This is a genomic window from Pseudomonas brassicacearum, assembly GCF_000585995.1.
In the GTDB taxonomy this organism is placed as follows: domain Bacteria; phylum Pseudomonadota; class Gammaproteobacteria; order Pseudomonadales; family Pseudomonadaceae; genus Aquipseudomonas; species Aquipseudomonas brassicacearum_A.
Genome location: NZ_CP007410.1, coordinates 4905401 through 4932010, shown reverse-complemented (window position 1 = coordinate 4932010; position 26610 = coordinate 4905401). Strand labels below are relative to the sequence as shown.

Annotated in this window: 25 protein-coding genes; 18 read left to right on the top strand and 7 right to left on the bottom strand. The window is 60.9% G+C overall.

Going from position 1 to position 26610, the window contains the following annotated elements; translation table 11 throughout:
• The first annotated feature begins 15 nt into the window (after positions 1–15).
• The 6 genes from odhB (at position 16) to CD58_RS20975 (ending at position 7864) form a co-directional block, all read left to right on the top strand.
• Complete coding sequence (odhB, locus tag CD58_RS21000; RefSeq protein WP_025214938.1) at positions 16–1239, top strand: 2-oxoglutarate dehydrogenase complex dihydrolipoyllysine-residue succinyltransferase; 1224 nt, start codon at positions 16–18, stop codon at positions 1237–1239.
• A 111-nt stretch (positions 1240–1350) separates the two neighbouring features.
• The gene (lpdA, locus tag CD58_RS20995; RefSeq protein WP_025214937.1) at positions 1351–2796 is read left to right on the top strand and encodes a dihydrolipoyl dehydrogenase; all 1446 of its coding nucleotides are present in this window, start codon (positions 1351–1353) and stop codon (positions 2794–2796) included.
• Positions 2797–2992: 196 nt separating this feature from the next.
• Positions 2993–4159 carry an ADP-forming succinate--CoA ligase subunit beta gene (gene sucC / locus CD58_RS20990; RefSeq protein WP_003179235.1) on the top strand — a complete coding sequence of 389 codons (1167 nt, stop codon included), beginning with the start codon at positions 2993–2995 and terminating at the stop codon, positions 4157–4159.
• Positions 4159–5043 (top strand): succinate--CoA ligase subunit alpha, encoded by an 885-nt coding sequence (gene sucD / locus CD58_RS20985; RefSeq protein WP_014339581.1) that lies wholly within the window; start codon positions 4159–4161, stop codon positions 5041–5043. The genes sucC and sucD overlap by 1 nt, the downstream gene beginning before the upstream one ends.
• Before the next feature lie 496 nt (positions 5044–5539).
• The gene (gene brnQ / locus CD58_RS20980; protein ID WP_025214936.1) at positions 5540–6853 is read left to right on the top strand and encodes a branched-chain amino acid transport system II carrier protein; all 1314 of its coding nucleotides are present in this window, start codon (positions 5540–5542) and stop codon (positions 6851–6853) included.
• A gap of 273 nt (positions 6854–7126) precedes the next feature.
• Positions 7127–7864 carry a DUF599 domain-containing protein gene (locus CD58_RS20975; protein ID WP_025214935.1) on the top strand — a complete coding sequence of 246 codons (738 nt, stop codon included), beginning with the start codon at positions 7127–7129 and terminating at the stop codon, positions 7862–7864.
• 69 nt (positions 7865–7933) lie between these two features.
• On the opposite strand, the gene CD58_RS20970 is transcribed toward CD58_RS20975, so the two are convergent.
• A complete protein-coding gene (locus CD58_RS20970) occupies positions 7934–8185 on the bottom strand; it encodes a hypothetical protein (RefSeq protein WP_025214934.1) in 252 nt (83 codons plus the stop codon).
• Positions 8186–8342: 157 nt separating this feature from the next.
• Between CD58_RS20970 and CD58_RS20965 the strand changes: the two genes are divergently transcribed.
• The 4 genes from CD58_RS20965 to CD58_RS20950 all read left to right on the top strand — a co-directional run bounded on the left by CD58_RS20965 (position 8343) and on the right by CD58_RS20950 (position 12068).
• Positions 8343–8819 (top strand): PaaI family thioesterase, encoded by a 477-nt coding sequence (locus CD58_RS20965; protein WP_025214933.1) that lies wholly within the window; start codon positions 8343–8345, stop codon positions 8817–8819.
• Positions 8816–9277, top strand: coding sequence for a PaaI family thioesterase (locus CD58_RS20960; RefSeq protein WP_025214932.1), 462 nt, complete (start codon positions 8816–8818; stop codon positions 9275–9277). Before CD58_RS20965 ends, CD58_RS20960 begins: the two co-directional genes overlap by 4 nt.
• A gap of 87 nt (positions 9278–9364) precedes the next feature.
• Complete coding sequence (gene htpG, locus CD58_RS20955) at positions 9365–11269, top strand: molecular chaperone HtpG (protein WP_025214931.1); 1905 nt, start codon at positions 9365–9367, stop codon at positions 11267–11269.
• 70 nt (positions 11270–11339) lie between these two features.
• Positions 11340–12068, top strand: a complete 729-nt coding sequence (locus CD58_RS20950; protein WP_025214930.1) for a dienelactone hydrolase family protein — start codon at positions 11340–11342, stop codon at positions 12066–12068.
• Between the two features lie 160 nt (positions 12069–12228).
• Here the strand turns inward: CD58_RS20950 and CD58_RS20945 are convergent, their stop codons facing one another.
• On the bottom strand, positions 12229–13089 hold the full coding sequence (locus CD58_RS20945) for a pirin family protein (protein ID WP_025214929.1): 861 nt from the start codon (positions 13087–13089) through the stop codon (positions 12229–12231).
• A 182-nt stretch (positions 13090–13271) separates the two neighbouring features.
• On the opposite strand from CD58_RS20945, the gene CD58_RS20940 reads away from it, so the two are divergent.
• Positions 13272–14225, top strand: a complete 954-nt coding sequence (locus tag CD58_RS20940) for an amidohydrolase family protein (protein ID WP_049866997.1) — start codon at positions 13272–13274, stop codon at positions 14223–14225.
• Between the two features lie 185 nt (positions 14226–14410).
• Entirely contained in the window at positions 14411–14875 is a 465-nt protein-coding gene (locus CD58_RS20935; protein ID WP_025214927.1) for a DUF3859 domain-containing protein, read from the top strand.
• Between the two features lie 195 nt (positions 14876–15070).
• Here the strand turns inward: CD58_RS20935 and fabB are convergent, their stop codons facing one another.
• The 5 genes from fabB to CD58_RS20910 all read right to left on the bottom strand — a co-directional run bounded on the left by fabB (position 15071) and on the right by CD58_RS20910 (position 22009).
• Positions 15071–16291, bottom strand: coding sequence for a beta-ketoacyl-ACP synthase I (fabB, locus tag CD58_RS20930; RefSeq protein WP_025214926.1), 1221 nt, complete (start codon positions 16289–16291; stop codon positions 15071–15073).
• A gap of 11 nt (positions 16292–16302) precedes the next feature.
• Entirely contained in the window at positions 16303–16818 is a 516-nt protein-coding gene (fabA, locus tag CD58_RS20925; RefSeq protein WP_024780603.1) for a 3-hydroxyacyl-[acyl-carrier-protein] dehydratase FabA, read from the bottom strand.
• Positions 16819–17054: 236 nt separating this feature from the next.
• Positions 17055–18956 carry an ATP-binding protein gene (locus tag CD58_RS20920; protein ID WP_025214925.1) on the bottom strand — a complete coding sequence of 634 codons (1902 nt, stop codon included), beginning with the start codon at positions 18954–18956 and terminating at the stop codon, positions 17055–17057.
• Complete coding sequence (locus CD58_RS20915) at positions 18953–19885, bottom strand: ABC transporter substrate-binding protein (RefSeq protein ID WP_025214924.1); 933 nt, start codon at positions 19883–19885, stop codon at positions 18953–18955. Before CD58_RS20915 ends, CD58_RS20920 begins: the two co-directional genes overlap by 4 nt.
• On the bottom strand, positions 19886–22009 hold the full coding sequence (locus CD58_RS20910) for a TonB-dependent receptor plug domain-containing protein (RefSeq protein ID WP_025214923.1): 2124 nt from the start codon (positions 22007–22009) through the stop codon (positions 19886–19888). It lies immediately after the preceding gene.
• A gap of 199 nt (positions 22010–22208) precedes the next feature.
• Between CD58_RS20910 and CD58_RS20905 the strand changes: the two genes are divergently transcribed.
• From CD58_RS20905 to CD58_RS20880, 6 genes are all read left to right on the top strand, one after another.
• Positions 22209–23234 carry an NAD(P)H-dependent glycerol-3-phosphate dehydrogenase gene (locus tag CD58_RS20905; RefSeq protein ID WP_025214922.1) on the top strand — a complete coding sequence of 342 codons (1026 nt, stop codon included), beginning with the start codon at positions 22209–22211 and terminating at the stop codon, positions 23232–23234.
• A gap of 30 nt (positions 23235–23264) precedes the next feature.
• On the top strand, positions 23265–23612 hold the full coding sequence (locus CD58_RS20900; protein WP_025214921.1) for a DUF4389 domain-containing protein: 348 nt from the start codon (positions 23265–23267) through the stop codon (positions 23610–23612).
• Positions 23609–24061 carry a phosphohistidine phosphatase SixA gene (gene sixA, locus CD58_RS20895; RefSeq protein WP_025214920.1) on the top strand — a complete coding sequence of 151 codons (453 nt, stop codon included), beginning with the start codon at positions 23609–23611 and terminating at the stop codon, positions 24059–24061. The genes CD58_RS20900 and sixA overlap by 4 nt, the downstream gene beginning before the upstream one ends.
• Before the next feature lie 52 nt (positions 24062–24113).
• Positions 24114–24557, top strand: a complete 444-nt coding sequence (locus CD58_RS20890) for a hotdog fold thioesterase (RefSeq protein WP_025214919.1) — start codon at positions 24114–24116, stop codon at positions 24555–24557.
• Positions 24558–24866: 309 nt separating this feature from the next.
• Positions 24867–25661: an alpha/beta fold hydrolase gene (locus CD58_RS20885; protein ID WP_025214918.1), complete on the top strand. Its 795-nt coding sequence runs from the start codon at positions 24867–24869 to the stop codon at positions 25659–25661.
• A complete protein-coding gene (locus CD58_RS20880) occupies positions 25658–26509 on the top strand; it encodes an alpha/beta hydrolase (protein ID WP_025214917.1) in 852 nt (283 codons plus the stop codon). Before CD58_RS20885 ends, CD58_RS20880 begins: the two co-directional genes overlap by 4 nt.
• Positions 26510–26610: the final 101 nt, after the last annotated feature.

The following is a 26610-nucleotide window of genomic DNA, read 5'->3' as shown; positions in this document are numbered from 1 at the left end:
AAGGACCCACAGATAATGGCTATCGAAATCAAAGCCCCGTCATTCCCGGAATCGGTTGCCGATGGCACCGTTGCCACCTGGCACAAGAAACCAGGCGACGCTGTAAAGCGTGACGACCTGATCGTCGACATCGAGACCGACAAAGTCGTTCTGGAAGTGTTGGCCGAAGCTGACGGCGTGCTCGGCGCAATCGTTGCCGAAGAGGGCGCTACCGTCCTGTCCAACCAGGTACTGGGCTCGATCGAAGAAGGCGGCGCTGCTGCCGCTGCTCCGGCCGCCGCTGCTGCTCCTGCCGCTGCCCAGGCTGCTGCTCCAGCCGCCGATGGCGAAGACGATCCAGTCGCAGCCCCGGCCGCTCGCAAGATCGCCGAAGAGAACGGCATCAACATCGCCTCCGTTGCCGGCACCGGCAAGGGTGGTCGCGTGACCAAGGAAGACGTGGTGGCCGCCGTTGCCGCCAAGAAGGCCGCGCCAGCCGCTGCCCCGTCCAAGCCTGCCGCGCCAGCCGCTGCTGCTCCGGTGTTCGCTGCCGGTGATCGCGTTGAAAAACGCGTTCCGATGACCCGCCTGCGTGCCAAGGTTGCCGAGCGTCTGGTCGAAGCCCAGTCGAACATGGCGATGCTGACCACTTTCAACGAAGTCGACATGACCGAAGTCATGGCCCTGCGTTCGAAGTACAAGGATCTGTTCGAGAAGTCCCACAACGGCGTACGCCTGGGCTTCATGTCGTTCTTCGTCAAGGCTGCCACCGAAGCGCTGAAACGCTTCCCGGCCGTCAACGCGTCGATCGACGGTTCCGACATCGTCTACCACGGCTACGCCGACGTAGGTGTTGCGGTCTCCAGCGACCGTGGCCTGGTGGTTCCGGTCCTGCGTAACGCCGAACTGATGAGCCTGGCCGAAATCGAAGGCGGCATCGCCACCTTCGGCAAGAAGGCCCGTGACGGCAAGCTGTCCATCGAAGAGATGACCGGCGGTACGTTCACCATCACCAACGGTGGTACATTCGGTTCGATGATGTCGACCCCGATCGTCAACCCGCCGCAAGCGGCGATCCTGGGCATGCACAACATCCTGCAGCGTCCGATGGCGATCAACGGTCAAGTCGTAATCCGTCCGATGATGTACCTGGCGCTGTCCTACGATCACCGCCTGATCGACGGTAAGGAAGCCGTGACTTTCCTGGTTACCATCAAGAACCTGCTTGAAGATCCGGCTCGTCTGCTGCTGGATATCTGATTTTCGCCGCGAGGGCCGGTCTGTCGACCGGCCTCTTGCTGAAACAACCGGTTTCGTCCCTCGACGGTCATCACAAGTGATCGTCCGGTTTGATTCGAAAAGGAATGACTCATGACTCAGAAATTCGACGTGGTAGTGATTGGTGCGGGCCCTGGCGGCTACGTAGCGGCCATCAAGGCTGCGCAACTTGGCCTCACCACTGCCTGCATCGAGAAATACACCGACAAAGAAGGCAAGCTGGCCCTTGGCGGTACTTGCCTGAACGTCGGTTGCATTCCCTCTAAGGCGCTGCTGGACAGCTCCTGGAAGTTCCACGAAGCGCAAGACGGCTTGGCCATTCACGGCATTGGCGGTGTCAACCGCGAAAACGTCACCATTGACGTACCTGCCATGGTTGGCCGCAAGGCCAACATCGTCAAAGGCCTGACCTCCGGTGTTGCCACCTTGTTCAAGGCCAACGGCGTGACCTCGATCCAGGGTCACGGCAAGCTGCTAATGGGCAAGAAAGTCGAAGTGACCAAGCCTGACGGCTCGGTTGAAGTGATCGAAGCCGAAAACGTCATCCTGGCGCCAGGCTCGCGTCCAATCGACATTCCGCCGGCTCCGGTCGACCAGAACGTGATCGTCGATTCCACCGGCGCCCTGGAATTCCAGACCGTGCCAAAACGCCTGGGCGTGATCGGCGCTGGCGTGATCGGCCTCGAGCTGGGTTCGGTATGGTCGCGCCTGGGCGCGCAAGTGACCGTGCTGGAAGCCCTCGACACTTTCCTGATGGCCGCTGACGCCGCGGTTTCCAAGGAAGCGCTGAAAACCCTGACCAAGCAAGGCCTGGACATCAAGCTGGGCGCTCGCGTGACCGGTTCGAAGGTCAACGGCGAAGAAGTCGTGGTGACCTACACCGACGCCAACGGCGAACAGACCATCACCTTCGACAAGCTGATCGTTGCGGTCGGCCGTCGTCCAGTGACCACCGACCTGCTGGCGGCCGATAGCGGCGTGGAAATCGACGAGCGCGGTTTCATCCATGTTGACGACCACTGCGCCACCAACGTACCGGGCGTCTTCGCCATCGGTGACGTGGTTCGCGGCATGATGCTGGCGCACAAGGCGTCCGAGGAAGGCATCATGGTTGTCGAGCGCATCAAGGGTCACAAGGCCCAGATGAACTACGACCTGATCCCATCGGTTATCTACACCCACCCGGAAATCGCATGGGTCGGTAAAACCGAGCAGGCCTTGAAAGCCGAAGGCGTTGAAGTTAACGTCGGCACCTTCCCGTTCGCCGCCAGTGGCCGTGCCATGGCAGCCAACGATACCGGCGGTTTTGTGAAAGTCATCGCCGATGCCAAGACGGATCGCGTATTGGGCGTTCACGTGATTGGCCCAAGCGCTGCCGAGCTGGTACAGCAAGGCGCGATCGGCATGGAATTCGGCACCAGCGCTGAAGACCTGGGCATGATGGTCTTCTCCCATCCGACCCTGTCTGAAGCCTTGCACGAAGCGGCCCTGGCCGTAAATGGCGGCGCCATCCACGTGGCCAACCGCAAGAAGCGTTAATAGACAATAAGAAACCACGGCGGTATGGCCCGTCGCGAGCCTTGCGAGCAAGACTCACCGCGGAATATCCGCTGGACGCAGCCTTGCGTAGCTGCACCGGTTGACCGGAACGCTACGCAAGCAGCAGTCACAGGTGGTGCGGCACCAAAACGGTGCAGCACCGAATGCGCAGTACCTAACGAAGACGGTAATAAGCATGAATCTTCACGAGTATCAGGGTAAGCAGCTGTTCGCTGAGTACGGCCTGCCAGTATCCACCGGCTATGCGGTAGACACCCCGGAAGCGGCAGCAGAAGCTTGCGACAAAATCGGCGGCAGCGAATGGGTTGTCAAAGCCCAGGTTCACGCCGGTGGTCGCGGTAAAGCGGGCGGCGTCAAGCTGGTTCGCAGCAAAGAAGACGCCAAAGCCTTCGCACAGCAGTGGCTGGGCAAGCGTCTGGTGACTTACCAGACTGACGCCAACGGTCAGCCAGTCACCAAGATCCTGGTTGAATCGTGCACTGATATCGCTAAAGAGCTGTACCTGGGCGCGGTCGTTGACCGTTCGAGCCGCCGTATCGTGTTCATGGCTTCCACCGAAGGTGGCGTGGACATCGAGAAAATCGCTCACGATACCCCTGAGAAAATCCTCAAGGCCACCATCGATCCACTGGTTGGCGCTCAGCCATTCCAGGGCCGCGAGCTGGCATTCCAGCTGGGCCTGGAAGGCAAGCAGGTCACTCAATTCGCCAAGATCTTCGTAGGTCTGGCCAAGCTGTTCCAGGACCACGACCTGGCACTGCTGGAAGTGAACCCGCTGGTGATCAAGGCCGACGGCGATCTGCACTGCCTCGATGCCAAGATCAACATCGACGCCAACGCCATGTACCGTCAGCCTAAGCTGAAGACTTTCCACGATCCGTCGCAAGACGATCCGCGCGAAGCGCACGCTGCCAAGTTCGAACTGAACTACGTAGCCCTGGAAGGCAACATCGGCTGCATGGTCAACGGTGCCGGCCTGGCCATGGGTACCATGGACATCGTCAACCTGCATGGCGGCAAGCCAGCCAACTTCCTCGACGTGGGCGGCGGTGCTACCAAGGAACGCGTGACCGAAGCGTTCAAGATCATCCTGTCCGACACTAACGTCGCCGCAGTACTGGTCAACATCTTCGGCGGCATCGTTCGTTGCGACATGATTGCCGAAGGCATCATCGGCGCCGTGAAAGAAGTCGGCGTGAAAATCCCGGTTGTTGTTCGCCTTGAAGGCAACAACGCTGAGCTGGGCGCTAAAGTACTGGCAGAAAGCGGTTTGAACATCATCGCTGCTACCAGCCTGACCGACGCTGCTCAACAAGTCGTCAAAGCTGCGGAGGGCAAATAATGAGCGTCCTGATCAATAAAGACACCAAGGTTATCTGCCAGGGTATTACCGGTTCGCAAGGTAGCTTCCACACCCAGCAAGCCCTCGAATACGGCACCAAGATGGTTGGCGGCGTAACGCCAGGCAAGGGCGGCACCGAGCACCTGGGCCTGCCAGTGTTCAACACCGTGAAAGACGCTGTAGCTGCCACTGGCGCCACCGCCAGCGTGATCTACGTTCCGGCTCCTTTCTGCAAGGACTCCATCCTTGAAGCAGCGTTCGGCGGCATCAAGCTGATCGTCTGCATCACCGAAGGCATCCCGACCATCGACATGCTGGAAGCCAAGGTCAAGTGCGACGAGCTGGGTATCACCCTGATCGGCCCTAACTGCCCAGGCGTGATCACTCCAGGCGAATGCAAGATCGGCATCATGCCAGGTCACATTCACTTGCCAGGCAAGGTCGGTATCGTTTCCCGTTCTGGCACCCTGACTTACGAAGCCGTGAAGCAGACCACTGACGCCGGTTTCGGTCAGTCGACTTGCGTCGGCATCGGCGGTGACCCGATCCCGGGTTCGAACTTCATCGACATCCTGAAGCTGTTCCAGGAAGACCCGAAGACCGAAGCGATCGTGATGATCGGTGAGATCGGCGGTTCGGCTGAAGAAGAAGCGGCTGCCTACATCAAGGCCAACGTGACCAAGCCGGTTGTTTCCTACATCGCAGGTGTGACTGCTCCTCCGGGCAAGCGCATGGGCCATGCTGGCGCAATCATCTCTGGCGGCAAAGGCACTGCAGACGAGAAATTCGCTGCGCTGCAAGACGCAGGCGTGAAAACCGTGCGTTCGCTGGCAGACATCGGCAAGGCCCTGGCCGAGCTGACTGGCTGGGAAATGAAGAAGTAAGCTTCGGCTGACCTTTTCGCTCCAGCAACAAAGGCCACCTTCGGGTGGCCTTTGTCGTTTCCGGCCTTTGAGAGTTCATGTGCTGTGGCGGCGGCTCTTGTGGCGAGGGAGATCCCGCCGCGGCTGCGAAGCAGTCGTAAACCAGGCAACGCGTTTCATCTGTATAGATACGGTCGCCTGTTCTGTATGGGGGCTGCTGCGCAGCCCAGCGGGAGCAAGCTCCCTCGCCACGGGGGCAGGCTGGCGCCTGAAAATTTCGCCGCGAGCCGAAAAATAGATACGTAAACGCGACACATAAATGTCGTGTATCGGATAGTTCGCCCCGTAACAGTGCGTTTTTCACGCAAATTCGTTAGGCTAGCAGCCATTTTTGCGACCGCTGCCCACAAGGAAGCGACGCGCTAAAACGGGTCGGTCTTATACGGATCGACAGCATTTCCCTCTACCCTCGGGGAAATCCCTCTCTAAATTCCGATTCAGTAGTGTGGTTTCCTTAATGAAAGTGTTGAAAGGCCAGGACATCCTGGCGCTTGGTTTCATGACATTTGCCCTGTTCGTCGGGGCTGGCAACATCATCTTCCCGCCTATCGTTGGTTTGCAGTCCGGGCCTCATGTCTGGATGGCGGCGCTGGGCTTTTTGATCACGGCGGTTGGCTTGCCGGTCATCACGGTGGTTGCCCTGGCCAAGGTCGGTGGCGCGATGGACGCCTTGAGCAGCCCCATTGGCAAGGTCGCCGGTGGTGTGCTGGCGGCGGTGTGCTACCTGGCCGTCGGCCCGTTGTTCGCCACGCCACGTACCGCCACCGTCTCGTTTGAAGTCGGCCTGGCGCCGTTGACCGGTGAAAGCCCGCTGGCGTTGTTTCTCTACAGCGCCGTGTATTTCCTGCTGGTGTTCTTCATCTCGCTCTATCCGGGCCGTCTGCTGGACACCGTCGGCCGCTTCCTCGCGCCGCTGAAAATCATCGCCTTGGCTGTGCTGGGTATCGCCGCGTTTGCCTTGCCCGCCGGCGATATCGGCGTGGCGACCCCCGAGTACGTGGCGGCGCCGTTTTCCCAGGGCTTCATCAATGGTTACCTGACCATGGATACCCTGGGTGCACTGGTATTCGGCATTGTCATCGTCAACGCGATCCGTTCCCGGGGCGTCGATTCGCCGGCCCTGATCACCCGCTACGCCATCATCGCCGGGCTGATCGCCGGGGTGGGCCTGGCGCTGGTCTACGTCAGCCTGTTCCGCCTCGGTTCCGGCAGCCATGAAGTGGCTGCGGGGGCGACCAACGGTGCCGCTGTGCTGCATGCCTACGTGCAACACACGTTCGGCAGCCTGGGCAGCGGTTTCCTCGCCGTGTTGATCTCCCTGGCGTGCCTGGTCACCGCGGTCGGCCTGACCTGCGCCTGCGCCGAGTACTTCAGCCGTGTCCTGCCGCTGTCCTACAAGACCCTGGTGGTGATCCTGGCGGGTTTTTCGCTGTTGGTGTCCAACCTGGGCCTGACCAAGCTGATCGCGTTCTCGATTCCGGTCCTGACCGCGATCTACCCGCCGTGCATCGCCCTGGTGGCCCTGAGTTTCTGCAAGGACTTCTGGCATGAGCAGGGGCGCATTGTCGGCCCGGTGATGCTGGTGTCGTTCCTGTTTGGCCTGATCGATGCGCTCAAAGGCGCCGGGTTGGCGGACTGGATGCCGACGCAGCTGGCCCATCTGCCGCTGAGCGAGCAAGGCCTGGCCTGGCTGGTGCCTTCGGTGATGACCCTGGCGGTTGCCGTGGTGTGTGATCGTCTGCTGGGCAAGCGCAGCGAAGCCCTGGCCTAAACGGCTGCAACAGCTCCACCGATAGAAACCGAAATGCCCCGTATCAATCGATACGGGGCATTTTTTTTGGGTGCAGTGTCTTTTTCCGTGGGCTAACGTCGAAGCAGTGTCTTGAAAGTTGCGAAAATCTCTGTGGGAGCGGGCTTGCTCGCGAATGCGATCTGTCTGTCAGCCATGTATTGATTGACCCACCGCTTTCGCGAGCAAGCCCGCTCCCACAGGGTTCACCGCGACTATTGCTCCAGCTCTTGTTTTCGTCACACAGGAAATCGAATGTCATTCATCCAAGCCAACCTGATCCATCTGCTTGCCGCCGCCTGGTTCATCATCTGCTGGGGCGGATATACCCGTTATGCCACCTGGAAGGCCCGCGACACGGCCTGCCTGGCCAGCGTGATGCACCTGTACCGCGAGGACTGGATGCGCCGCATGCTGTTGCGCGAGAACCGCATCGCCGATGCCAGCGTGATTGGTAACCTGGAGCGCAACGCCTCGTTCTTCGCCTCCAGTACGTTGATCATCCTGGCCGGTATCCTGACGGTGCTCGGGGCGTCCGATCGGGCGGTGTCGCTGCTGGCTGACCTGCCGATGGTGCAGCAAGCCTCCCAAGGCATGGCGGAAGTCAAGTTGCTGTGCCTGGCGTTGGTGTTTGTATATGCGTTCTTCACATTCAGCTGGTGCATGCGCCAATACAACTTCGCGGCGGTTCTGGTGGGATCGGCGCCGATGATCGGCGAGCGTCATGTCTCCGAGCAGGAGCGCAAGGCCTTTGCACTAAGGGCGGCGCGAGTGATCTCCATGGCCGCCAACCAGTTCAACTTCGGCCTGCGCTCTTATTATTTCGGCATGACCATGTTGGCGTGGTTCGTCAGTCCTTGGTTATTCATGTTGATGAGTGCCGGCGTGGTGTTTGTGTTGTACCAGCGGGAGTTTCATTCCGACGTGCTGGATGTCATGGTCTATACCCCTACGGAGGCGCCATCGCCTGAAGTGGGCAAGGAAGCCGTTTGATCGATCGGCTAAATCGCAGGCAAAAGAAAACCCGCACCAGGCGGGTTTTCTTTTTTCGCTAAAACCGTATCAGTTGGTTTTAGGTGCGGTAGCAGGGGCTTGTTCCTGCTGAGCGGCTTCGTTCGATTCAGCCTGCTTTTTGGCGGCTTCGGCGTTTTCTTTCGCCGCGTCGTTCACTTTATCCTGTGCTTTGTTCATGTCTTGCTGAGCTTGCTCAGCGTGTTGGTTGGCATCTTGAGCTTTGTCCTCGGATTTTTTATCGCAGGCAGCGAGACCGAGGGAGGCGGCCAACATCAAGGCAATAGCAAAAGTCTTACGCATGGGGTGTTTCTCCTTATGGAAATAACTACTGGCCTTTTGAACGCCGCCCCTCAGATTAAGTTCCTGCTGCGTTACAGATATATAACGTTGCACAGCAATGGAACTTTGTGAGAAGCGCCGGTTGTCAGGTTTCATCATTAACTGGAGTGTTAATCGAATGGCCGAAGACCCCGTTTTTGAGCGTGCGACACGTTTTTTGTCCGCACTGAGACATTGCCAGGTACTGGGCCTGAAGCTGCACAGCGCCAGTCGCGAAGGATTGACCGTAATTTTGCCTTACAGCCCCGGGATCGTCGGCAATCCCCTTACGGGAATTATCCATGGCGGGGCCCTGACCTCATTGATGGACACGGCATGTGGCATGTCGACCTTATGCGTGTTGCCGCAGTTCGAGGTCTGTCCGACCCTGGACCTGCGCATCGACTACATGCACGCCGCCGAGCCCCATAAGGATATCTACGGCTTCGCTCAATGCTACCGGGTCACCCCGGACGTGATCTTCAGCCGGGGTTTTGCCTGGCAGGACGACCCCGAGCAGCCCATCGCCCATGTAGTGGGCACCTTCATGCGCCTGGGTGACCACGCCAGAGGGTTCAAGAGGGGCGGTCCAGCGACCGCCGTAGACCAACCATGAGCGATGTCACCGAGGAGCAACTGCGCCAGGCTTGTGAGCGGGGCGACTACGCGCTGCTGCTGGCCTCGATTCCCTATGCGCAACTGATTGGCGTCGAGTGCTCGGGCCAAGGCGATGAATTGCTGTTCCGGCTGCCGGCCAACAAGGACAACATTGGTAACCCTTTACTGCCAGCGATCCACGGCGGGGTCATTGCCGGTTTCATGGAACTGTCGGCGGCCGTTTATCTGCTGATCACCACCGGCGCGCCGGGCGTGCCAAAAATCATCGACTTCTCCCTGGATTACCTGCGCGCCGGGCAGTTTCGCGACACCTATGCCAAATGCCAGGTCTGGCGTCAGGGGCGGCGAGTGGCCAACGTGGCGATCACCGCCTGGCAGGAGGCCGAAGCCGAGCCCATCGCCACCGCCCGGGCGCATTTCAAGATCCAGGAGCCCTCAAAACCCGATCGCCCTTGAAATCATGACCGTTGCCCCCACCTTGAGGACATCCCGCCGCCAATCTCAGCGAGGCGGACACCACCATCCACTTGGAGTTTGATGACCATGAGCGTGGAAACTCAAAAGGAAACCCTGGGCTTCCAGACCGAGGTGAAGCAGCTGCTGCACCTGATGATTCACTCGCTGTATTCCAATAAGGAAATTTTCCTTCGCGAGCTGATTTCGAACGCCTCTGACGCTGTCGACAAATTACGTTTCGAAGCCCTTTCCAAGCCTGAACTGCTGGAAGGCGGCGCTGAGCTGAAAATCCGTGTGAGCTTCGACAAGGACGCGAAAACCGTCACCCTCGAAGACAACGGCATCGGCATGAGCCGCGAAGAGGTGATCACGCACCTGGGCACCATCGCCAAGTCTGGCACCGCCGACTTCATGAAGAACCTGTCCGGCGACCAGAAGAAAGATTCCCACCTGATCGGTCAGTTCGGCGTCGGTTTCTATTCCGCGTTCATCGTGGCCGACCAGGTCGAAGTGTTCAGCCGCCGTGCCGGCCTCGCTGCAAGCGAAGGCGTGCACTGGTCGTCCAAGGGCGAAGGCGAGTTTGAAGTCGCCACTGTCGACAAGGCTGATCGCGGTACCCGCATCGTGTTGCACCTCAAGTCCGGCGAAGACGAGTTCGCCGATGGCTGGCGTCTGCGCAACATCATCAAGAAGTACTCCGACCACATCGCGCTGCCAATCGAGCTGCCGAAGGAAGTCACCGCTGCCGAAGGCGAAGAAAAGCCTGAAGTGGAATGGGAAACCGTCAACCGCGCCAGTGCCCTGTGGACCCGTCCGCGCACCGAAGTGAAAGACGAGGAATACCAGGAGTTCTACAAGCACATCGCCCACGATTACGAGAACCCGCTGAGCTGGAGCCATAACAAGGTCGAAGGCAAGCTGGAATACAACTCGCTGCTGTACGTGCCGGCCCGTGCGCCGTTCGACCTGTACCAGCGCGAAGCGCCACGCGGCTTGAAGCTGTATGTCCAGCGCGTGTTCGTGATGGACCAGGCCGAGTCGTTCCTGCCGCTGTACCTGCGTTTCATCAAGGGTGTGGTGGATTCCAACGACCTGTCGCTGAACGTGTCGCGGGAAATCCTGCAGAAAGATCCGATCATCGACTCCATGAAGTCGGCGCTGACCAAGCGTGTGTTGGACATGGTGGAAAAACTGGCGAAGAACGAGCCCGAGCAGTACAAGAGCTTCTGGAAGAACTTCGGCCAGGTGATGAAAGAAGGTCCGGCCGAAGACTTCGCCAACAAAGAGAAGATCGCCGGCCTGCTGCGCTTTGCCTCGACCCAGGGTGACGATGGCGAGCAGATCGTTGGCCTGGCCGATTACCTGGCCCGTGCCAAGGAAGGTCAGGACAAGATCTACTACCTGACCGGTGAAACGTATGCACAGGTCAAGAACAGCCCGCACCTGGAAGTCTTCCGCAAGAAAGGCATCGAAGTGCTGCTGCTGACCGATCGCATCGACGAGTGGCTGATGAGCTACCTCAACGAGTTCGACGGCAAGAGCTTTGTCGACGTGGCCCGTGGTGACCTGGACCTTGGCAACCTGGATTCGGAAGAAGACAAGAAAGCCGCCGAGGAAGTCGCCAAGAGCAAGGAAGGTCTGGTTGAGCGGATCAAGACCGCCCTGGGCGATGCTGTCAGTGAAGTGCGCGTCTCGCACCGTCTGACCGACTCTCCGGCGATCCTGGCCATTGGCGAGCAGGACCTTGGTCTGCAGATGCGCCAGATCCTCGAAGCCAGCGGTCAGAAGGTCCCGGACTCCAAGCCGATCTTCGAATTCAACCCGGCCCACCCGCTGGTGGAAAAACTCGACAACGAGCAGAGCGAAGAGCGTTTTGGCGACCTGTCGCACATCCTGTTCGACCAGGCAGCCCTGGCGGCCGGCGACAGCCTGAAGGACCCGGCGGCGTATGTACGCCGCCTGAACAAGCTGCTGGTTGAACTGTCAGCTTAATCAAGTGCAGGAAAAACCCGCTTCGGCGGGTTTTTTCATTTCTGGTGTTCCGATTGAAGAGGAGTCCGTCATGAGTCAGGTTACGGTTCGTTCGCTGGTCTATCAGATTGAAGGTCAAACCTATGAAGGCCGACTGGCCTTCGACATTAGCCAGCAGGGTTCGCGCCCCGGCTTACTGATGGCGCCGAACTGGATGGGCGTGGGGGCAGGGGCCGAGGACATTGCCAAGTCGGTGGCGGCCAACGGCTACGTCGTATTGATTGCCGATCTGTACGGGCAGGCTTTGCGCCCGAGCAATGCCGATGAGGCCGGGGCGGCGATGATGCCCCTCAAGAACGACCGGGCGCTGTTGCGCAAGCGCATGCAGGCGGCGCTCGAGCAACTGCAAAACCAGGGTGAAGCGCAGGTCGATGCTTCCAGGTTGGCCACGTTCGGCTTCTGCTTCGGTGGCTGCTGCGCCCTGGAATTGGCCCGTACCGGCGCACCGCTGAAGGCCGCGATTTCATTCCATGGCACCCTGGATACACCGAACCCGGCGGATGCGCAGAACATCCAGGGTTCGGTGTTGGTGATGCACGGGGCTTCGGATCCGCTGGTGCCTAAAGAACAACTACCCGCCTTCGAAGACGAAATGAACGCCGCCGGGGTGGATTGGCAACTGCTGAGCTACGGTGGCGCGGTGCACTCGTTCACCGACCCGCAGGCCAATGTGCCGGGCAAGATGATGTACAACGCCAAGGTCGCTGGACGGGCGTTCAGGTCGATGCATAACTTGCTGGATGAAGTGTTCAAGGGCTGACGTCGGGTTCTGGATTTGGTGCTCTTGTTGTCCGACATAAAGCCATCGCGAGCAAGCTCGCTCCCACAATGATCCGCTGTGAACGCACATTCTGTGATCACTCAAATCCAATGTGGGAGCGAGCTTGCTCGCGATGGCGGTCTGACAAGCAATCCTGAACTCAGGGCAACTCGATCCGCTCGCTTTCCCCCGGCACGGTCGGCCAGTCCCTAGCCGCCCAGCGCCGGCGGGCTTCATCTATCCGGGCCGGATCACTGGAGACGAAGTTCCAGTTTATCCGCCGCGGCCCATCCAGCGGTGCGCCGCCGAACAGCACGGCATGGCAGTCACTGCCCGCAAACAGCGCCATCTCTTCCCCGACCGGCAGGATCACCAACGAGTGGGGTTCCACCGGCTCGCCCTCCAGCAACGCCTCGCCACTCAAGACATACAGGGCCCGCTCTTCATGCTCGGTGGGAATCAGCAAGGTCGTCGCGGTTTGTAGGTTCAGTTCGGCATACAGCGTAGGAGACAACACCGGTACCGGCGATTCCAGGCAAAAGCCTGATCCGGCGATCATCCGGATACTGACCCCCAGGTTGTCGCTGACGGGCAGGCTGTGTGCCGGATGATGGCTGTAGTGCCCTGGCCCTTCTTCGTGGGATTTGGGCGAGGCCAGCCAGACTTGCAACCCGTGCATGACGAAATCACTCCCCAGCAGTGATTCGGGGGTGCGTTCGACATGGGCAATGGCGCTGCCGGCGGTCATCCAGCTGACATCCCCAGCGTCCACCACCTGATCGGAACCCAGGCTGTCCTTATGCTGGAGTTTCCCCTCGAACAGGTAGGTGAGGGTGGACAGCCCGATGTGGGGATGCTGACGGATGTTCATGCCTCTACCGGCCGCGTAGGAGGTTTGCAGCATGTGGTCGAAAAACACGAAAGGTCCGACACTGCGACACTTGGCGGACGGCAACGGGCGAAGAATCGGCTGGCCTTCAACATCTTCTGCGCGGGGGCGGACGGTCAGGGGCGTGGTCATGGTGTCTTCCAGGTTGAACAACGGATGCAGAAAGCATAACTCGTCGCCGCCAGCGCGGCACAGACGGCTTGAACCCGGACGGGACGAGCAGGGTCTATGCTGCTCATGACCTTTGGAGTCTGCCTGTGCCCTTGCCCCATCTCATCTTCGCCTGGCTGTTGGTCGTTATAAGCAGCAGCGCCATGGCCCGCGAATACGTCTACAGCGATGCGCACTTGCATTACGTCGATTTCTTCCAGGAAACCGCCGGCATGCCCAAGCTGCTCCAGGCAATGGCGGACAATCGCATCGAGCATGTGATGATTTCCGGCATTCCGGTGGCCAAGAAATGGCATGAGGACGAGCCCAAGCGTCCACGTTATTACGCCGGTGACGATGCGGACGCCTATTGGTACAGCGCCACCGATGTGATCGTCGCCGCTGCGGTGAGCAAACTGAGTGCCGAGCAACGCCAGCGCTTCCATCCGTTCCTGTCGGGCTTCAATCCCAACGACAAGAACTCCGCCGCGCACATCCAGCGCATGCTCGACCTGTACCCGGGGCTGTGGCAAGGCATCGGGGAGGTGTTCACCCGCCACGATGACCTCACGGCGTTGACCTCCGGTGATACCCCGAGGGCCAATAACGAAGCCATGACGCGGATCTATCACCTGGCGGCGGAGAACGATCTGCCGGTGATGTTGCATTCAAACATCACTTCCAAGCGTGAGAAAAATCCGCTGTACCTGGCAGAAATGGAGGAACCCCTGCGTAATCATCCGCACACGCGGTTCATCTGGGCCCACGCCGGCACCAGCATGGAGATCCACCGCCACCAGACCCAGCTGGATTTTCTGTTGCCGACCCTGACCCGGATGCTCGAGTCCTACCCCAATCTGTACGTAGACCTGTCTTGGAGCCTGCTCACGCCGTACTTGCTGGACGAGGCGGGAAAGCCCCGGCCGGAGTGGGTGCAGCTGGTAGAGCGCTTTCCGGAGCGCTTCATGGTGGGGTCGGATGTGGTCGGGCGTTTCAACAAGCTCGGTAAGGAATTGCACAGCTTCGATCCGTTCCTGGATGCCTTGCCGGAAGACGTGGCCAGGAAGGTGGCGCGGGATAATTTCCTAGCGGTGTTGCCGCGTTCAGTCGTCCGCTGAACGGCTTTTTGTGGCGAGGGAGCTTGCTCCCGCTCGGTTGCGCAGCAACCGCAAGAACAAGGGGCCGCTGCGCAGCCCAGCGGGAGCAAGCTCCCTCGCCACGGGATTATCGGTGGGCAAGGTTTGTCATCAGCCTGTCACCCCCGCGTCATACCCTCGCGCTCATCTCAATCAAGGAGCGCACTATGCACCTCACCCGTTCAAGCGCATTGGTCGCGCTGTTGTTGACCTGCGGTCTGGCCCAGGCAGAAGTTCGTGTCGAAGGCCCGGTGGAATACGGCGTTTTCGACGGCCCGCAAGCCGAGCTGCAATCGGGGGAGAGGGTTCTGCGTCGCAGCAACGAGCAGATCCGCCAGACTGAAAGCGTACCGGCGAAACTGGGCACCAAGTTTGGCATGCGCTACCAGTTGGCGGGCAAGGTCGCTGATGACCAGCCGTTGACGCTGTTGTACTTCACGCCTGGCATCCGCACCCCTGACGGCGTGCGCCACGATAAATTCGAAGTCATCCAGAAACTGGTGCCTGGCGCGCCTCAGGACGTCATGGCCTACGAGTTCACCGAAAGCCACGAAGTGGTGCCGGGAGAGTGGCGGTTCATGGTGTTCCAGGGGGATCGGCTGCTGACGCAGCAACGGTTTGTGGTGCGCTGAGTTTCATTCGTCACAGACCAATGTGGGAGCGAGCTTGCTCGCGATTGCGGTAGGCCAGTCAACTGATCTGTTGCATGGCACACTGCAATCGCGAGCAAGCTCGCTCCCACAGGGGAACTACGGTGTATTGAGTAGGCGCAAAAAAAACGCCCCGAACCAGTCGGGGCGTTTTTGTGTGCGGCGTACCGGCGGGGCTTACTTGCCCTGCCAGCGCTTCAATACCAGGGTGGCGTTGGTGCCACCAAAGCCGAAGCTGTTGCTCATCACGGTGTTGATGGTGGCGTCTTCGCGAGTCTTGGTCAGGATTGGCATGTCGGCCACTTCCGGATCCAGTTCGTCGATGTTGGCCGAACCTGCCATGAAGTTGCCTTCCATCATCAGCATGCAATAGATCGCTTCGTGAACGCCGGCGGCGCCCAGGGAGTGACCCGACAAGCTCTTGGTGGAGCTGATGGCCGGGGCCTTGTCGCCGAAGACTTCACGCACACCTTTCATTTCCATCACGTCACCGACCGGGGTCGAGGTGCCGTGGGTGTTCAGGTAGTCGATCGGTGCATCAACGGTGGACATGGCCATCTGCATGCAGCGGATGGCACCTTCGCCGCTTGGGGCGACCATGTCGTAGCCATCGGAAGTGGCGCCATAGCCGACGATTTCCGCGTAGATTTTCGCGCCACGGGCCAGGGCGTGTTCCAGCTCCTCGACCACCACCATGCCGCCGCCGCCGGCAATGACGAAACCGTCACGCTTGGCGTCGTAGGCGCGGGAGGCCTTTTCCGGGGTGTCGTTGTATTGGCTGGACAGGGCGCCCATGGCGTCGAACAGGAACGACTGGCTCCAATGTTCTTCTTCACCGCCGCCGGCGAATACGACGTCCTGCTTGCCCATCTGGATCTGTTCCATGGCGTTGCCAATGCAGTGAGCACTGGTGGCGCAGGCAGAGGCGATGGAGTAGTTCAGGCCCTTGATCTTGAACGGGGTCGCCAGGCAGGCGGAAACGGTGCTGCTCATGGTCCGCGTGACGCGGTACGGGCCGACACGCTTGACGCCTTTTTCGCGCAGGATGTCCAACGCTTCCATCTGGTTCAGCGTCGAGGCGCCACCAGAACCGGCGATCAGGCCGGTGCGCGGGTTGGACACTTGCTCTTCGGTCAGACCGGAGTCAGCGATAGCGTCCTTCATGGCCAGGTAGGCGTAAGCCGCCGCGTGGCCGACGAAACGGTAGATCTTGCGATCGATCAGCTCTTCGAGGGGAAGGTCAATGGAGCCGGAAACCTGGCTACGCAGACCCATTTCGGCATATTCCGGGTTGAACCGGATGCCAGGGCGACTTGCACGCAGGTTAGCGGAGACGGTCTCTTTGTCATTGCCCAGGCACGAAACGATGCCCAGACCAGTGATAACGACGCGGCGCATGCGGATAACCCTTAGAAGTTGTCAGTGGAGGTGAAAACGCCGACCCGAAGGCCTTCGGCGGTGTAGATCTCGCGACCGTCCACGGTCACCGAACCATCGGCAATGGCCATGTTCAGCTTGCCCTTGAGGACGCGTTTGATATGAATGTTATAGGTGATTTTCTTGGCGGTCGGCAGGACCTGACCAAAGAACTTCACTTCGCCTGAACCCAGGGCGCGACCGCGACCCGGCAGGCCTTGCCAGCCGAGGAAGAAACCGACCAGTTGCCACATGGCATCCAGGCCCAGGCAGCCTGGCATCACCGGATCACCCTCGAAGTGGCAGGCGAAGAACCACAGGTCCGGATTGATATCCAGCTCGGCGACCAATTCACCTTTGCCGTACTTGCCACCCTCTTCGCTGATATGGGTGATGCGATCCACCATCAGCATGTTCGGGGCGGGCAGTTGCGCGTTACCTGGGCCGAACAGCTCACCGCGACTGCAGCGCAGCAGGTCTTCCCGAGTAAAGGCGTTTTGTTTGGTCATGCGAGCTCCTCAATAGTCCCATGCGGCAGGGTGGGGCAAATCTTCCCGGCCGATCGAAGCGTTCATGCCTCGAATCGACAGCCTACTCATAGACTATTGCGTTGTAGTGAAAGTCACAGCACACGGGAAATGAATGTACACCTGTGCACTGAAATTTTTATTCAAGCCCCAATCGAGGCTTGTTCGGGTGCCTAAGACTGCCGCACTTTCGCCTTTCACGCCAGTCACACAGGCTACTAATGCACCCAACGTTGCAGAATTTGCTGCAGGTCAACGCGTTTGAACGGCTTGGCCAGGTAATCGTTCATACCCGCCGCCAGGCAGGCCTCGCGGTCGCCCTGCAAGGCATTGGCGGTCAGGGCGATGATCGGCACTTCGCTGCAGCCGGGTAACTGCCGGATCTGCCGCGTGGCTTCGTAACCGTCGATAATGGGCAATCGGCAATCCATGAGGATCGCTTCGAATATCAGGCTTTCGGCGCTGCGTACGGCCTGGGCACCGTCGACGGCGACGCTGACCGTGAAGCCCAGGCTGCGCAGCATGGCTTCGATCACCGTCTGATTCACCGGGTTGTCCTCGACCAACAACACGTTACGGCCTTCGCCATCGCCGCTGCCGTTCGACAGGCGCGGCGCCAGGGGCGGCGGGATCTGCCGCGAGCGGGCCAGCGGAATCTCGAGGGTGAACACCGAGCCCAGGCCTTCTTCACTCTGGGCTCGCAGCGTGCCGCCCATGCGTTCGGCCAGGGTGCGGGCAATTGGCAGGCCCAGGCCGGTGCCGCCGTAACGCCGGGAAATCGAGCTGTCGGCCTGTTGGAAGGCGTCGAACATGCGCTCCAGGCTCTCGGCCGGAATGCCTATGCCGCTGTCCCGCACCGTGCAGGTGAACCACAACAGTTCGTGATCCAGGGCCTGCCATTGGCACTGCACGGTGACCTGACCTTGCTCGGTGAATTTCAGCGCGTTGCCGATCAGGTTCACCAGAATCTGCCGGATCCGCGTCGGATCGCCTTGGACCTGCAAGGCTTGCATGTCGTCGGGGATCAGCAGGTCCAGGCCCAGTTTGCGTTGCGCGGCGCTGTGCTGGAACGACTGGGCGCAACTGCCCACCAGCTCCGCCAGATTGAACGGGATGTGTTCCAGCTCCAGGGCCGAGCGCTCGATGCGTGAAAAGTCGAGGATGTCGTTGATCACCTTCAGCAGGTGCTCGGTGGATTCGGACGCCAGCGCCGTGTACTCGTGCTGCTCGTCGGTCATCCGGGTGGTTTCCAGCAGTTGCAGCATGCCCAGTACACCGTTCATGGGCGTGCGCAGTTCATGGCTCATCATCGCCAGGAACTCAGACTTGGCGCTGTTGGCCTTTTCCGCTTCCTCCCGGGTCTTGATCAGTTGCTCCATGGCCTGGTGTTGTTCGCGGCTGGCTTGCTCGAGCCCGTCGGCCAGGTTGTTGATGTGCCGCGACAACGCTCCCAATTCGCCGTCGTCAACGATGGGCAGCGGCGTGCTGTAGTCGCCTTGCTGGATCGCTTTGACCGCGTTGCCGATATCACGGATCGGACGGGACAGGTTCGATGCCAGGCGGCGCGCCACGAGAAAGGTAAACAACAGGGCGAACAGCGCCAGGATGGCGGCCTTGAACAGAATTTCCTGCTGCCGCTGGCTGAAGGCGTCACTGGACATGCCAACGATCACGCGGCCCAGGTAGTCTTCACCGGGGGCCTCAGTGGAAGCGCTGTCGCCTTGCAGGAAATCATTGTTCAGGGCAATGCGTTGCAGGCGAACCGGGGCCTGGAACACTTCGACCTGCTGAGAGTGGTCGTCGGTTGGTTCGGATTGCTCGACGTACACCAGCATCCGGTTCGTGCTGTCCTGAATCTCCAGAAAACGCACGTGGGGCGTCGCCAGGGTGGCGGTGAGCAGGCTTTCCAGCACCTCCTTGTTGCCGGAGATCACCCCGTACTCCGTGGCTGGAGCCAGTTGGTTGGCGATCAGTTGCCCGGTGTGATTGAGTTCCTGGCGCAAGTCCTGGATCCGCACGAAGGTGAAGAAGCTGATCAGCAGCACGGTCAGCAACAGCGCCGGGCCGAGGGCGATGAGCTGGGTGCGGGTATTGATGTCCCAGCGGCGACGCAAGGTCATGGGCGGTGTTCTCCTTCGGCCAATGTCGCAGCGACGGATTCGGCGTCAATCGGTTCGATCCCCAGTGAGCGGGTGACCTGTCGGTTGCTCAGGACTTTGAAGCGGGCCGGATACAAGGTGCGCGGCCAGGTGGCGGGGGGGCGGTCGAGCAGTTCGTCGAGAATTGCCAGCCAGTCGTCCTGGTCGCTGTAGGTGCTGGCCAGGCTGCCGGCCTTGACGAACGCGGCGCTCGGTCCGATCAGCGCACGTTGCCGGGCGTAGCTGCTGAGCAAGAGGTTTTTCACGGTCTTGGGGTTGTACAGGTCGGGGTCGTCGAGGCCCAACAACACATCGCTCTGGCCCAGCAGGTTTTGCAGGGCGCGACTGTCACTGGTGTCGTCCCAGCGTTCGGCGACGATTTCCAGGTCCAGTGGTAGGGCGGCCTGGCGCAGGTCCTTGAGCAAAAACTCGCTGTGCCTGTCGAACAGCACGCCGACCCGTCGTACTTGCGGCAGGACCGTGCGGATCAGCCGCAGTTGCCGCGCCATCGGCGGGTCGCTCCACAGCAGGCTCAGGTGATCGGGCGTTGCCTCGCCCAGGCGATCCCGGGCTTGCTGGCGGCTGATGCGTAGCACCAGCGTGGCCGGCCCACGGCTGTCTTGCAGGCGCCAGTCGAGGCTGGGCAGGTCAAGCAGGACCAGACGGACATTGCCCGGCAACTTGTCCGGCGTCGGCAGGTCCGCCAGCCGGGTGAACCGCACATTGTCCTCGGGACGCAGGGCCTTGAGGGCCAGGGTGAAGGACTGCACGCCGGGACTGTCCTCGACACCGGTCAGCAGAATCTCGGCGGCGCGGGCCTCGATCGTCGCCAGCAACCCTGCAAACACCAGGCATAGCGCTAGCGTCAGGCGGCCACGAAATGGCGTCTTGCGGGGTTGGCTCCGGGCCATTTAGAAGGACAACTCCGCGCTGAAATACAGGACATGACGGGAGTCGTAGCGGTTGTCGACGAAGGTGGTGGGCTGATTGTCGAGGCGTTGTTGCAGGATGCCCGCCAGCTCCAGGTTGGCCTTGCCCAGCGGGATGCGTCGGGCGAGGCGGGTGTCGAGCCGTTCGAAGCGATAACCGTTGAGCGCATCGGCGGCGTAATAGAAGACCGCGCTGTTCCAGCCCTGGCCCCAATCCCGCAGCCACCCGGCCGAACCACTGTTACGGGCGGTCAGTTGTTCATCAAGGGGGTTACTGGCCTGGGCATCAACGTAGGCGTAGGTCAGGCGCAGGCGGTCGGCGCTGGTCATTCGCCAATCAACCTGGGTTTCGGCCCCGGAGAATTGTGATTCGTTGCTGTTGCTGGCGATGTACTGATTGTTGCGCAGCGGTTCGCTGATCATGCCGGTGATTTCGTCATGGAACAGCTTCACATCGAGCGTCAGGCCCAACTCCATGAAATAACCGTTGTAGCCCAGTTCCCGAGAGCGCATGTGCTCTTGTTCCAGATTCCCCGGGCCACGGGTCTGGACAAAGTAACGGGCGCTGCTCTGGCCGAAGGCGGTGGGCTGCAGGTTAGTGACCTGGTAACTCCAGTTGACGTTGTTCTCGAACATGTCCGGGGAGCGCACGGCTTCGGAGTACACCGCCCGCAAGCCATGGCGTGGGGTGATCAGGTAGTTGACCGCCACCCGCGGGGTCAGCGAGCTTCCGGTCAGGCGGGTGTCTTCGAACATCGCGCCGCCCTGCAACAGCCAGTGCTCGGTGGCCCGCCATTCGAGCTGGCCGAACAGCCGCCAGGTGGTGTCGTCCAGCGTGCCGTTGAAGTACGTTTCGGAGTTCGCCCGGTCGTAGCGGTAATTCGCCCCGGTGACCAGTCGCAGGCTGTCGGACAGGCTCAAGGTGTCCTGGATTTCCAGGTCGTAGCGTGACTCCCGGGCACTTTGGTCGATGTCCCCGCACAGGGTTTGCGAGGCGCCGTTGCGCCACTGGTCGAGCACCTGGTTGGCCAGCGCTTGTTCCTGTGGGGTGCCGGGCGGCGCGCCCGTGCTGGTGAAGCTGGGGATGTTACGTGCCAGCCGCTCGGCGTAATTGGGGTTGAGCAGCCACAGGTCGGTCAGTTGCGGGCTGAAGGACACCTCGGCATCGCAGGCGCGCCAGGTTTGCTGGCGATCCCAATGCTGGATCGAGCCTTGTACGTAAAGGCTGTGGTTGGGGTCCAGGTCCAGGTTCCAGCGCAGTGAACCGGCGTAGTCCTTGGCGATGACGTCGGAATTGTCGCCAGCGGCTGTAATCCCGGCGAACACCGGATGATAGGTATAGGGCCGTTGATTGGTCCCGTCCTTGGCGTTCAATTGCCAGTCGATGCTTTGCTGCTCGTTCAATGTCTGGCTGACGGACAGGTTGAAGCGGTTCAGGCGTCGACTGTCGCGGTAATCGGCGTCGTTGCGGTCGCTGTCAAAGCCATCGTCTTCCTGGCCGGACAACGACAGCCGCAGGTCGCCGCCCTCCCAACCGCTGCCCTGGCTGGCGTACCAGTCGCTGATGCCCCGCTGGCCCCGGGTGATTTTCAGCCGGGTGCCGTGGCTGTCGGCGGGCGCGCGGGTGATGATGTTGACCACCGCCATCAGCGCATTGGCCCCGTAGCTGACGGTGTTGGGCCCGCGGAAGACTTCGATCCGGTCGATGTCTTCCATGGCCACCGGAATATCGCTCCAGTCCACCGTGGCCAGGCCGGCGCGGTACACCGAGCGGCCATCGATCAGTACCTGCATGCGTCGAGCTTCGCTGGCGTTGGTGCCGTGGTAATTCACGGCGGCCTGGTTGCCGCTGATATTGCCGACCATCATGCCCGGCACCAGGCGCAGCAGTTCGCTGATGTCCCGGGCGCCGCTGGCCTTGATCAATTCGCTGTCGAGCACGGTCATGCTGCCCGGCACCGCCGCCGGCGATTGCTTCAGGCGCGTGGCCGTCAACACTTCGGGCAGGGGCTGGCTGTCCACGAACAGATCGTCGGCCAGCACTGGCGGGCTGATGATCAGCGCCAGTAGCAGTGACGAACCTGAACGGGAAGGGCCAACGAACACGGCACAGCCTTCGATAACGAAAGAATGGCGGGCATGTTAACTGAGCTGAACGACTTTTCCATTCACGTTGACAGCATTTTCCTAGGAAATGATGGTCAGCTTCCTACAGCTGGCGGTAATTGTTGCCGGGGCTGGTCGCGATCCGGCCGCTCCGTATAATGCCCCGCATTGCCACTTGGTATGGATGAACGGATTGCATATGACTGAACAGCGCCCGATTGCGGTCCTGGGAGGCGGGAGTTTCGGCACCGCCGTGGCCAACCTGCTGGCCGAGAATGGTCACCCGGTACGCCAATGGATGCGTGACCCTGAACAGGCCGAGGCCATCCGGGTCAACCGCGAGAACCCGCGCTACCTCAAGGGCATCAAGATCCGCCCGGAAGTGGAGCCGGTCACCGACTTGCAGGCGACCCTGCAGGGCAGCGATCTGTTTTTCGTCGCCTTGCCGTCCAGTGCCTTGCGCTCGGTATTGGCACCCCATGCCGAATGCTTGAGCGGCAAGCTGCTGGTGAGTTTGACCAAGGGCATCGAAGCCCAGACCTTCAAGCTGATGAGCGAGATTCTCGAGGAAATCGCCCCCAAGGCTCGAATCGGTGTGATTTCCGGTCCGAACCTGGCGCGGGAGATCGCCGAGCACGCCTTGACCGCCACGGTGGTCGCCAGTGAAGACGAAGAACTGTGCCAGCGGGTCCAGGCGGCGCTCCATGGCCGTACCTTTCGGGTCTACGCCAGTGCCGACCGCTTTGGTGTGGAACTGGGCGGGGCGCTGAAGAATGTCTATGCAATCATCGCCGGCATGGCGGTGGCGCTGGGCATGGGGGAAAACACCAAGAGCATGCTGATCACCCGGGCGCTGGCGGAAATGACCCGCTTTGCCGTCAGCCAGGGCGCCAATCCGATGACTTTCCTCGGGTTGGCAGGGGTGGGCGATCTGATCGTCACGTGTTCCTCGCCCAAGAGCCGTAACTATCAGGTCGGTTTCGCCCTCGGCCAGGGCCTGAGCCTGGACGAGGCGGTGTCGCGACTGGGCGAAGTGGCCGAAGGGGTGAACACCCTCAAGGTGCTCAAGGCCAAGTCCCAGGAGGCTGGCGTGTACATGCCACTGGTCGCCGGGCTGCATGCGATCCTGTTCGAGGGGCGCACGCTGGAACAGGTGATCGAACTGTTGATGCGGGGCGAACCGAAGACCGACGTCGATTTCATTTCCACCAGTGGTTTCAACTGAGTTTCCATTGACCGCAAGCAGGAGCGAACCATGAACGATCCGAAAGGGCAGCCTCAATACGAATCCATCCTGCTGCGCGTGCTGTGGATGGTGATTTATCTGCTGGTCTGGCAAGTGGCGCAATTCATCCTGGGCGCCGTGGTGCTGGTGCAACTGATCTATCGGCTGATCTACGGCGCACCCAGTGCCAGCCTGATGAATTTCGGCGACAGCCTGAGCCAATTCCTGGCCCAGATCGGCCGGTTCGGCACCTTCCACAGCGACCAGAAACCCTGGCCGTTCGCTGACTGGCCGGCCCCGCGCACGCCGGAAGGAGAAGCGCCTCACGTCGTGGCGCCCGCCCCGCATCCGGTCCGGGACGAGGAGCCGAAGCTATGAAATTGTGGGTAATGCGCCATGGTGAAGCCGAGCCATACGGCGCGCGTCCCGATCCCGAGCGGGCCCTGACCGCTCACGGTCGCGAAGAAGTGTTGCGCAGTGCCGCGCAGTTGATCGGCCAGCCGCTGAGCGCCATTTATGCCAGCCCTTACCTGCGCGCCCAGCAGACCGCGCAGCTGGTGCGCGAAGCCCTGGGTTTCGAGCCGGAGTTGAAAACGGTCGACTGGCTGACGCCGGATACCCGGCCGCAAACAGTTTTGGACCATCTCGATGAGCCGGACGATGTGCTGCTGGTCAGCCATAACCCGTTGGTGGGCAGCCTGCTGGGCTTGCTGCAACACGGTCATCTGCAGCAACCTGAACAAGTGTTGACGGCGGGCCTGGCTGAGTTGGAAGGTGACCTGCCATTGGCTGGGGTGATGTCACTCAAGGGTATCAAGCACCCATAGGCAGGTTGGCAGCCGGGTTGAGCCCAATAAAAACCACAAAGGAACGACAACGATGAGTCTGTGGCGCACCACTCCCAACATTGAGCAATTGAACGCCGCCGGTAAAAACACCATCAGCGAAGTGCTGGACATTCGTTTCGAATCTTTCGACGACGAGTCCCTGACCGCCAGCATGGTAGTCGATCACCGCACCCACCAGCCGTTCGGCCTGCTGCATGGCGGTGCGTCGGTGGTGTTGGCTGAAACAGTCGGGTCGATGGCCGCCTATCTGTGCGTGGACGCCAGCAAGTTCTATTGCGTGGGCCTGGAAATCAATGCCAACCACTTGCGCGGTGTGCGCAGTGGGCGGGTGACGGCCACGGCCCGAATGGTTCACCTGGGTCGCACCACTCAGGTCTGGGATATTCGCCTGACCAATGACGAAGGCAAGGTCAACTGTGTGTCGCGCCTGACCATGGCGGTGGTGCCGCTGGGTGAGCAACCGCCGGGGCGGTGAAGCCGGTTGCATTTTTTGTCTGGTGCAAGGCTCTTGTGGCGAGGGAGCTTGCTCCCGCTGGGTCGCGAAGCGGCCCCAAACCCACCGACTCGATCAGCCTGACTCACCGAGTCGCCTGGTTTTGGGCCTGCTGCGCAGGCCAGCGGGAGCAAGCTCCCTCGCCACAGGGTGCCAACAATAAATCTTGTGACGCATGCCATAACCCCATAGCCCAAGCCCGACTGTCATCATTCCTGTCAGTTACGGTCATTGCCGCACCGTTGGGTTCTGCGGACAATCGCTCCCAGTTCCCCCAATGGATCGGCCGTCATGTCGCAACAGGTGTTTTTCGCCCACGCCAATGGTTTCCCCTCGGCCACCTACGGCAAGTTGTTCGCCGCGCTGGCGCCGCAGTACAAGGTCGCGCACCTGGAGTTGCACGGTCATGACCCGCGTTTCCCGGTGGATGATAACTGGCACAACCTGGTGGACGAACTCATCCATCACCTGGAACAGCAGCCGGAGCCTGTGTGGGGTGTCGGTCATTCCCTGGGCGGCGTCCTGCACTTGCACGCGGCGTTGCGTTGTCCGCAGTTGTACCGGGGCGTGGTCATGCTCGACTCGCCGGTGCTGACCCGCGCCGACCGGTGGGTGATCCTGGCCGCCAAGCGCCTGGGCTTCATCGATCGCCTGACGCCCGCCGGCCGGACGCTGGGGCGGCGCGAGGAGTTCGCCGACCTGGAGTCGGCCCGGCAATATTTTGCTGGCAAGACCCTGTTCCGCGGTTTTGATCCGGAATGCTTCGATGCCTATCTGCAACATGGCCTGCAGCAAGTCGGCGACCGCTTGCGGCTGCGCTTTGACCCGGCCACGGAAATCAGCATCTATCGGGGCGTGCCGCACACCAGTCCGGGGCGGGCCCGTAAGCTCAAAGTGCCGCTGGCGGTGGTGCGTGGCCGGCAGAGTCGCGTGGTGATGCGTCATCACGCCCGTTCGGTGGGGCGCATGCCCCATGGCGAATCCCTGAGCATGCCCGGCGGCCATATGTTTCCCCTGGAGCGTCCTCAAGACACGGCCAACCTGCTCAAGGATCTGTTCCGGCGCTGGGAAGGGCGCAGCGCATGAGTACAGTCGAAGAAGTCCGCCTGAGCCTGCCCCACATCGAACTGGCGGCGCATCTGTTCGGGCCGGAGGAGGGCCGTCCGGTGATCGCCTTGCACGGCTGGTTGGACAACGCCAACAGCTTCGCGCGACTGGCCCCTCGGCTGGAGGGCCTGCGGGTGATTGCCCTGGACATGGCTGGGCACGGTCATTCCGGGCATCGGCCGCCCGGCGCCGGCTACGCGCTGTGGGACTATGCCCATGATGTGCTGCAGGTTGCGGAACAATTGGGTCTGAAGCGTTTCGCCCTGTTGGGGCATTCCATGGGCGCCATTGTCTCGCTGGTGCTGGCCGGTTCCCTGCCGGAACGGGTGACGCACCTGGGGTTGATCGACGGGGTGATTCCTCCTACAGCCAAAGGCGATAACGCGGCCGAACGCATGGGCATGGCCCTGCAAGCCCAGTTGGATTTGCAGCAAAAACGCAAGCCCGTGTACAAAACCCTCGACCGGGCCATCGAAGCCCGCATGAAAGGCCTGGTGGCGGTCAGTCGCGAGGCTGCCGAGTTACTGGCCCAGCGCGGCTTGATGCCGGTTCCCGGGGGCTATACCTGGCGCACCGACAACCGCCTGACCCTGCCATCGCCGCTGCGCCTGACTGATGAACAGGCGATGGCGTTCGTGGCGCGGGTCGGTTGTCCTGCGCATCTGGTGGTGGCGGCCGACGGCATGCTTGCCCAGCACCCTGAGTTGCTGGAGCGTCTACCCTTCAGTCATGAGCAGTTGCCCGGTGGTCATCATTTGCACCTGAACGACGAGGTCGGTGCCGCGCTTGTAGCAGACTGTTTCAATCGGTTCTTCACCGTTTCTTGACTTGCGCCGGGCAACTGTCGAGGCTGGGCGGGTTGAAAGGGAGACAACCATGACAGATCTCTGTTTACCCACCTCGCGGCGCACCGGCGACGCCCGTTTCG

What these genes read in the sequence shown, in the direction of transcription:
- odhB (WP_025214938.1), top strand. Translation starts at nt 16, where the DNA reads ATGGCTATCGAAATCAAAGCCCCGTCATTCCCGGAATCGGTTGCCGAT.
- lpdA (WP_025214937.1), top strand. Translation starts at nt 1,351, where the DNA reads ATGACTCAGAAATTCGACGTGGTAGTGATTGGTGCGGGCCCTGGCGGC.
- sucC (WP_003179235.1), top strand. Translation starts at nt 2,993, where the DNA reads ATGAATCTTCACGAGTATCAGGGTAAGCAGCTGTTCGCTGAGTACGGC.
- sucD (WP_014339581.1), top strand. Translation starts at nt 4,159, where the DNA reads ATGAGCGTCCTGATCAATAAAGACACCAAGGTTATCTGCCAGGGTATT.
- brnQ (WP_025214936.1), top strand. Translation starts at nt 5,540, where the DNA reads ATGAAAGTGTTGAAAGGCCAGGACATCCTGGCGCTTGGTTTCATGACA.
- CD58_RS20975 (WP_025214935.1), top strand. Translation starts at nt 7,127, where the DNA reads ATGTCATTCATCCAAGCCAACCTGATCCATCTGCTTGCCGCCGCCTGG.
- CD58_RS20970 (WP_025214934.1), bottom strand. Translation starts at nt 8,185, where the DNA reads ATGCGTAAGACTTTTGCTATTGCCTTGATGTTGGCCGCCTCCCTCGGT.
- CD58_RS20965 (WP_025214933.1), top strand. Translation starts at nt 8,343, where the DNA reads ATGGCCGAAGACCCCGTTTTTGAGCGTGCGACACGTTTTTTGTCCGCA.
- CD58_RS20960 (WP_025214932.1), top strand. Translation starts at nt 8,816, where the DNA reads ATGAGCGATGTCACCGAGGAGCAACTGCGCCAGGCTTGTGAGCGGGGC.
- htpG (WP_025214931.1), top strand. Translation starts at nt 9,365, where the DNA reads ATGAGCGTGGAAACTCAAAAGGAAACCCTGGGCTTCCAGACCGAGGTG.
- CD58_RS20950 (WP_025214930.1), top strand. Translation starts at nt 11,340, where the DNA reads ATGAGTCAGGTTACGGTTCGTTCGCTGGTCTATCAGATTGAAGGTCAA.
- CD58_RS20945 (WP_025214929.1), bottom strand. Translation starts at nt 13,089, where the DNA reads ATGACCACGCCCCTGACCGTCCGCCCCCGCGCAGAAGATGTTGAAGGC.
- CD58_RS20940 (WP_049866997.1), top strand. Translation starts at nt 13,272, where the DNA reads ATGGCCCGCGAATACGTCTACAGCGATGCGCACTTGCATTACGTCGAT.
- CD58_RS20935 (WP_025214927.1), top strand. Translation starts at nt 14,411, where the DNA reads ATGCACCTCACCCGTTCAAGCGCATTGGTCGCGCTGTTGTTGACCTGC.
- fabB (WP_025214926.1), bottom strand. Translation starts at nt 16,291, where the DNA reads ATGCGCCGCGTCGTTATCACTGGTCTGGGCATCGTTTCGTGCCTGGGC.
- fabA (WP_024780603.1), bottom strand. Translation starts at nt 16,818, where the DNA reads ATGACCAAACAAAACGCCTTTACTCGGGAAGACCTGCTGCGCTGCAGT.
- CD58_RS20920 (WP_025214925.1), bottom strand. Translation starts at nt 18,956, where the DNA reads ATGACCTTGCGTCGCCGCTGGGACATCAATACCCGCACCCAGCTCATC.
- CD58_RS20915 (WP_025214924.1), bottom strand. Translation starts at nt 19,885, where the DNA reads ATGGCCCGGAGCCAACCCCGCAAGACGCCATTTCGTGGCCGCCTGACG.
- CD58_RS20905 (WP_025214922.1), top strand. Translation starts at nt 22,209, where the DNA reads ATGACTGAACAGCGCCCGATTGCGGTCCTGGGAGGCGGGAGTTTCGGC.
- CD58_RS20900 (WP_025214921.1), top strand. Translation starts at nt 23,265, where the DNA reads ATGAACGATCCGAAAGGGCAGCCTCAATACGAATCCATCCTGCTGCGC.
- sixA (WP_025214920.1), top strand. Translation starts at nt 23,609, where the DNA reads ATGAAATTGTGGGTAATGCGCCATGGTGAAGCCGAGCCATACGGCGCG.
- CD58_RS20890 (WP_025214919.1), top strand. Translation starts at nt 24,114, where the DNA reads ATGAGTCTGTGGCGCACCACTCCCAACATTGAGCAATTGAACGCCGCC.
- CD58_RS20885 (WP_025214918.1), top strand. Translation starts at nt 24,867, where the DNA reads ATGTCGCAACAGGTGTTTTTCGCCCACGCCAATGGTTTCCCCTCGGCC.
- CD58_RS20880 (WP_025214917.1), top strand. Translation starts at nt 25,658, where the DNA reads ATGAGTACAGTCGAAGAAGTCCGCCTGAGCCTGCCCCACATCGAACTG.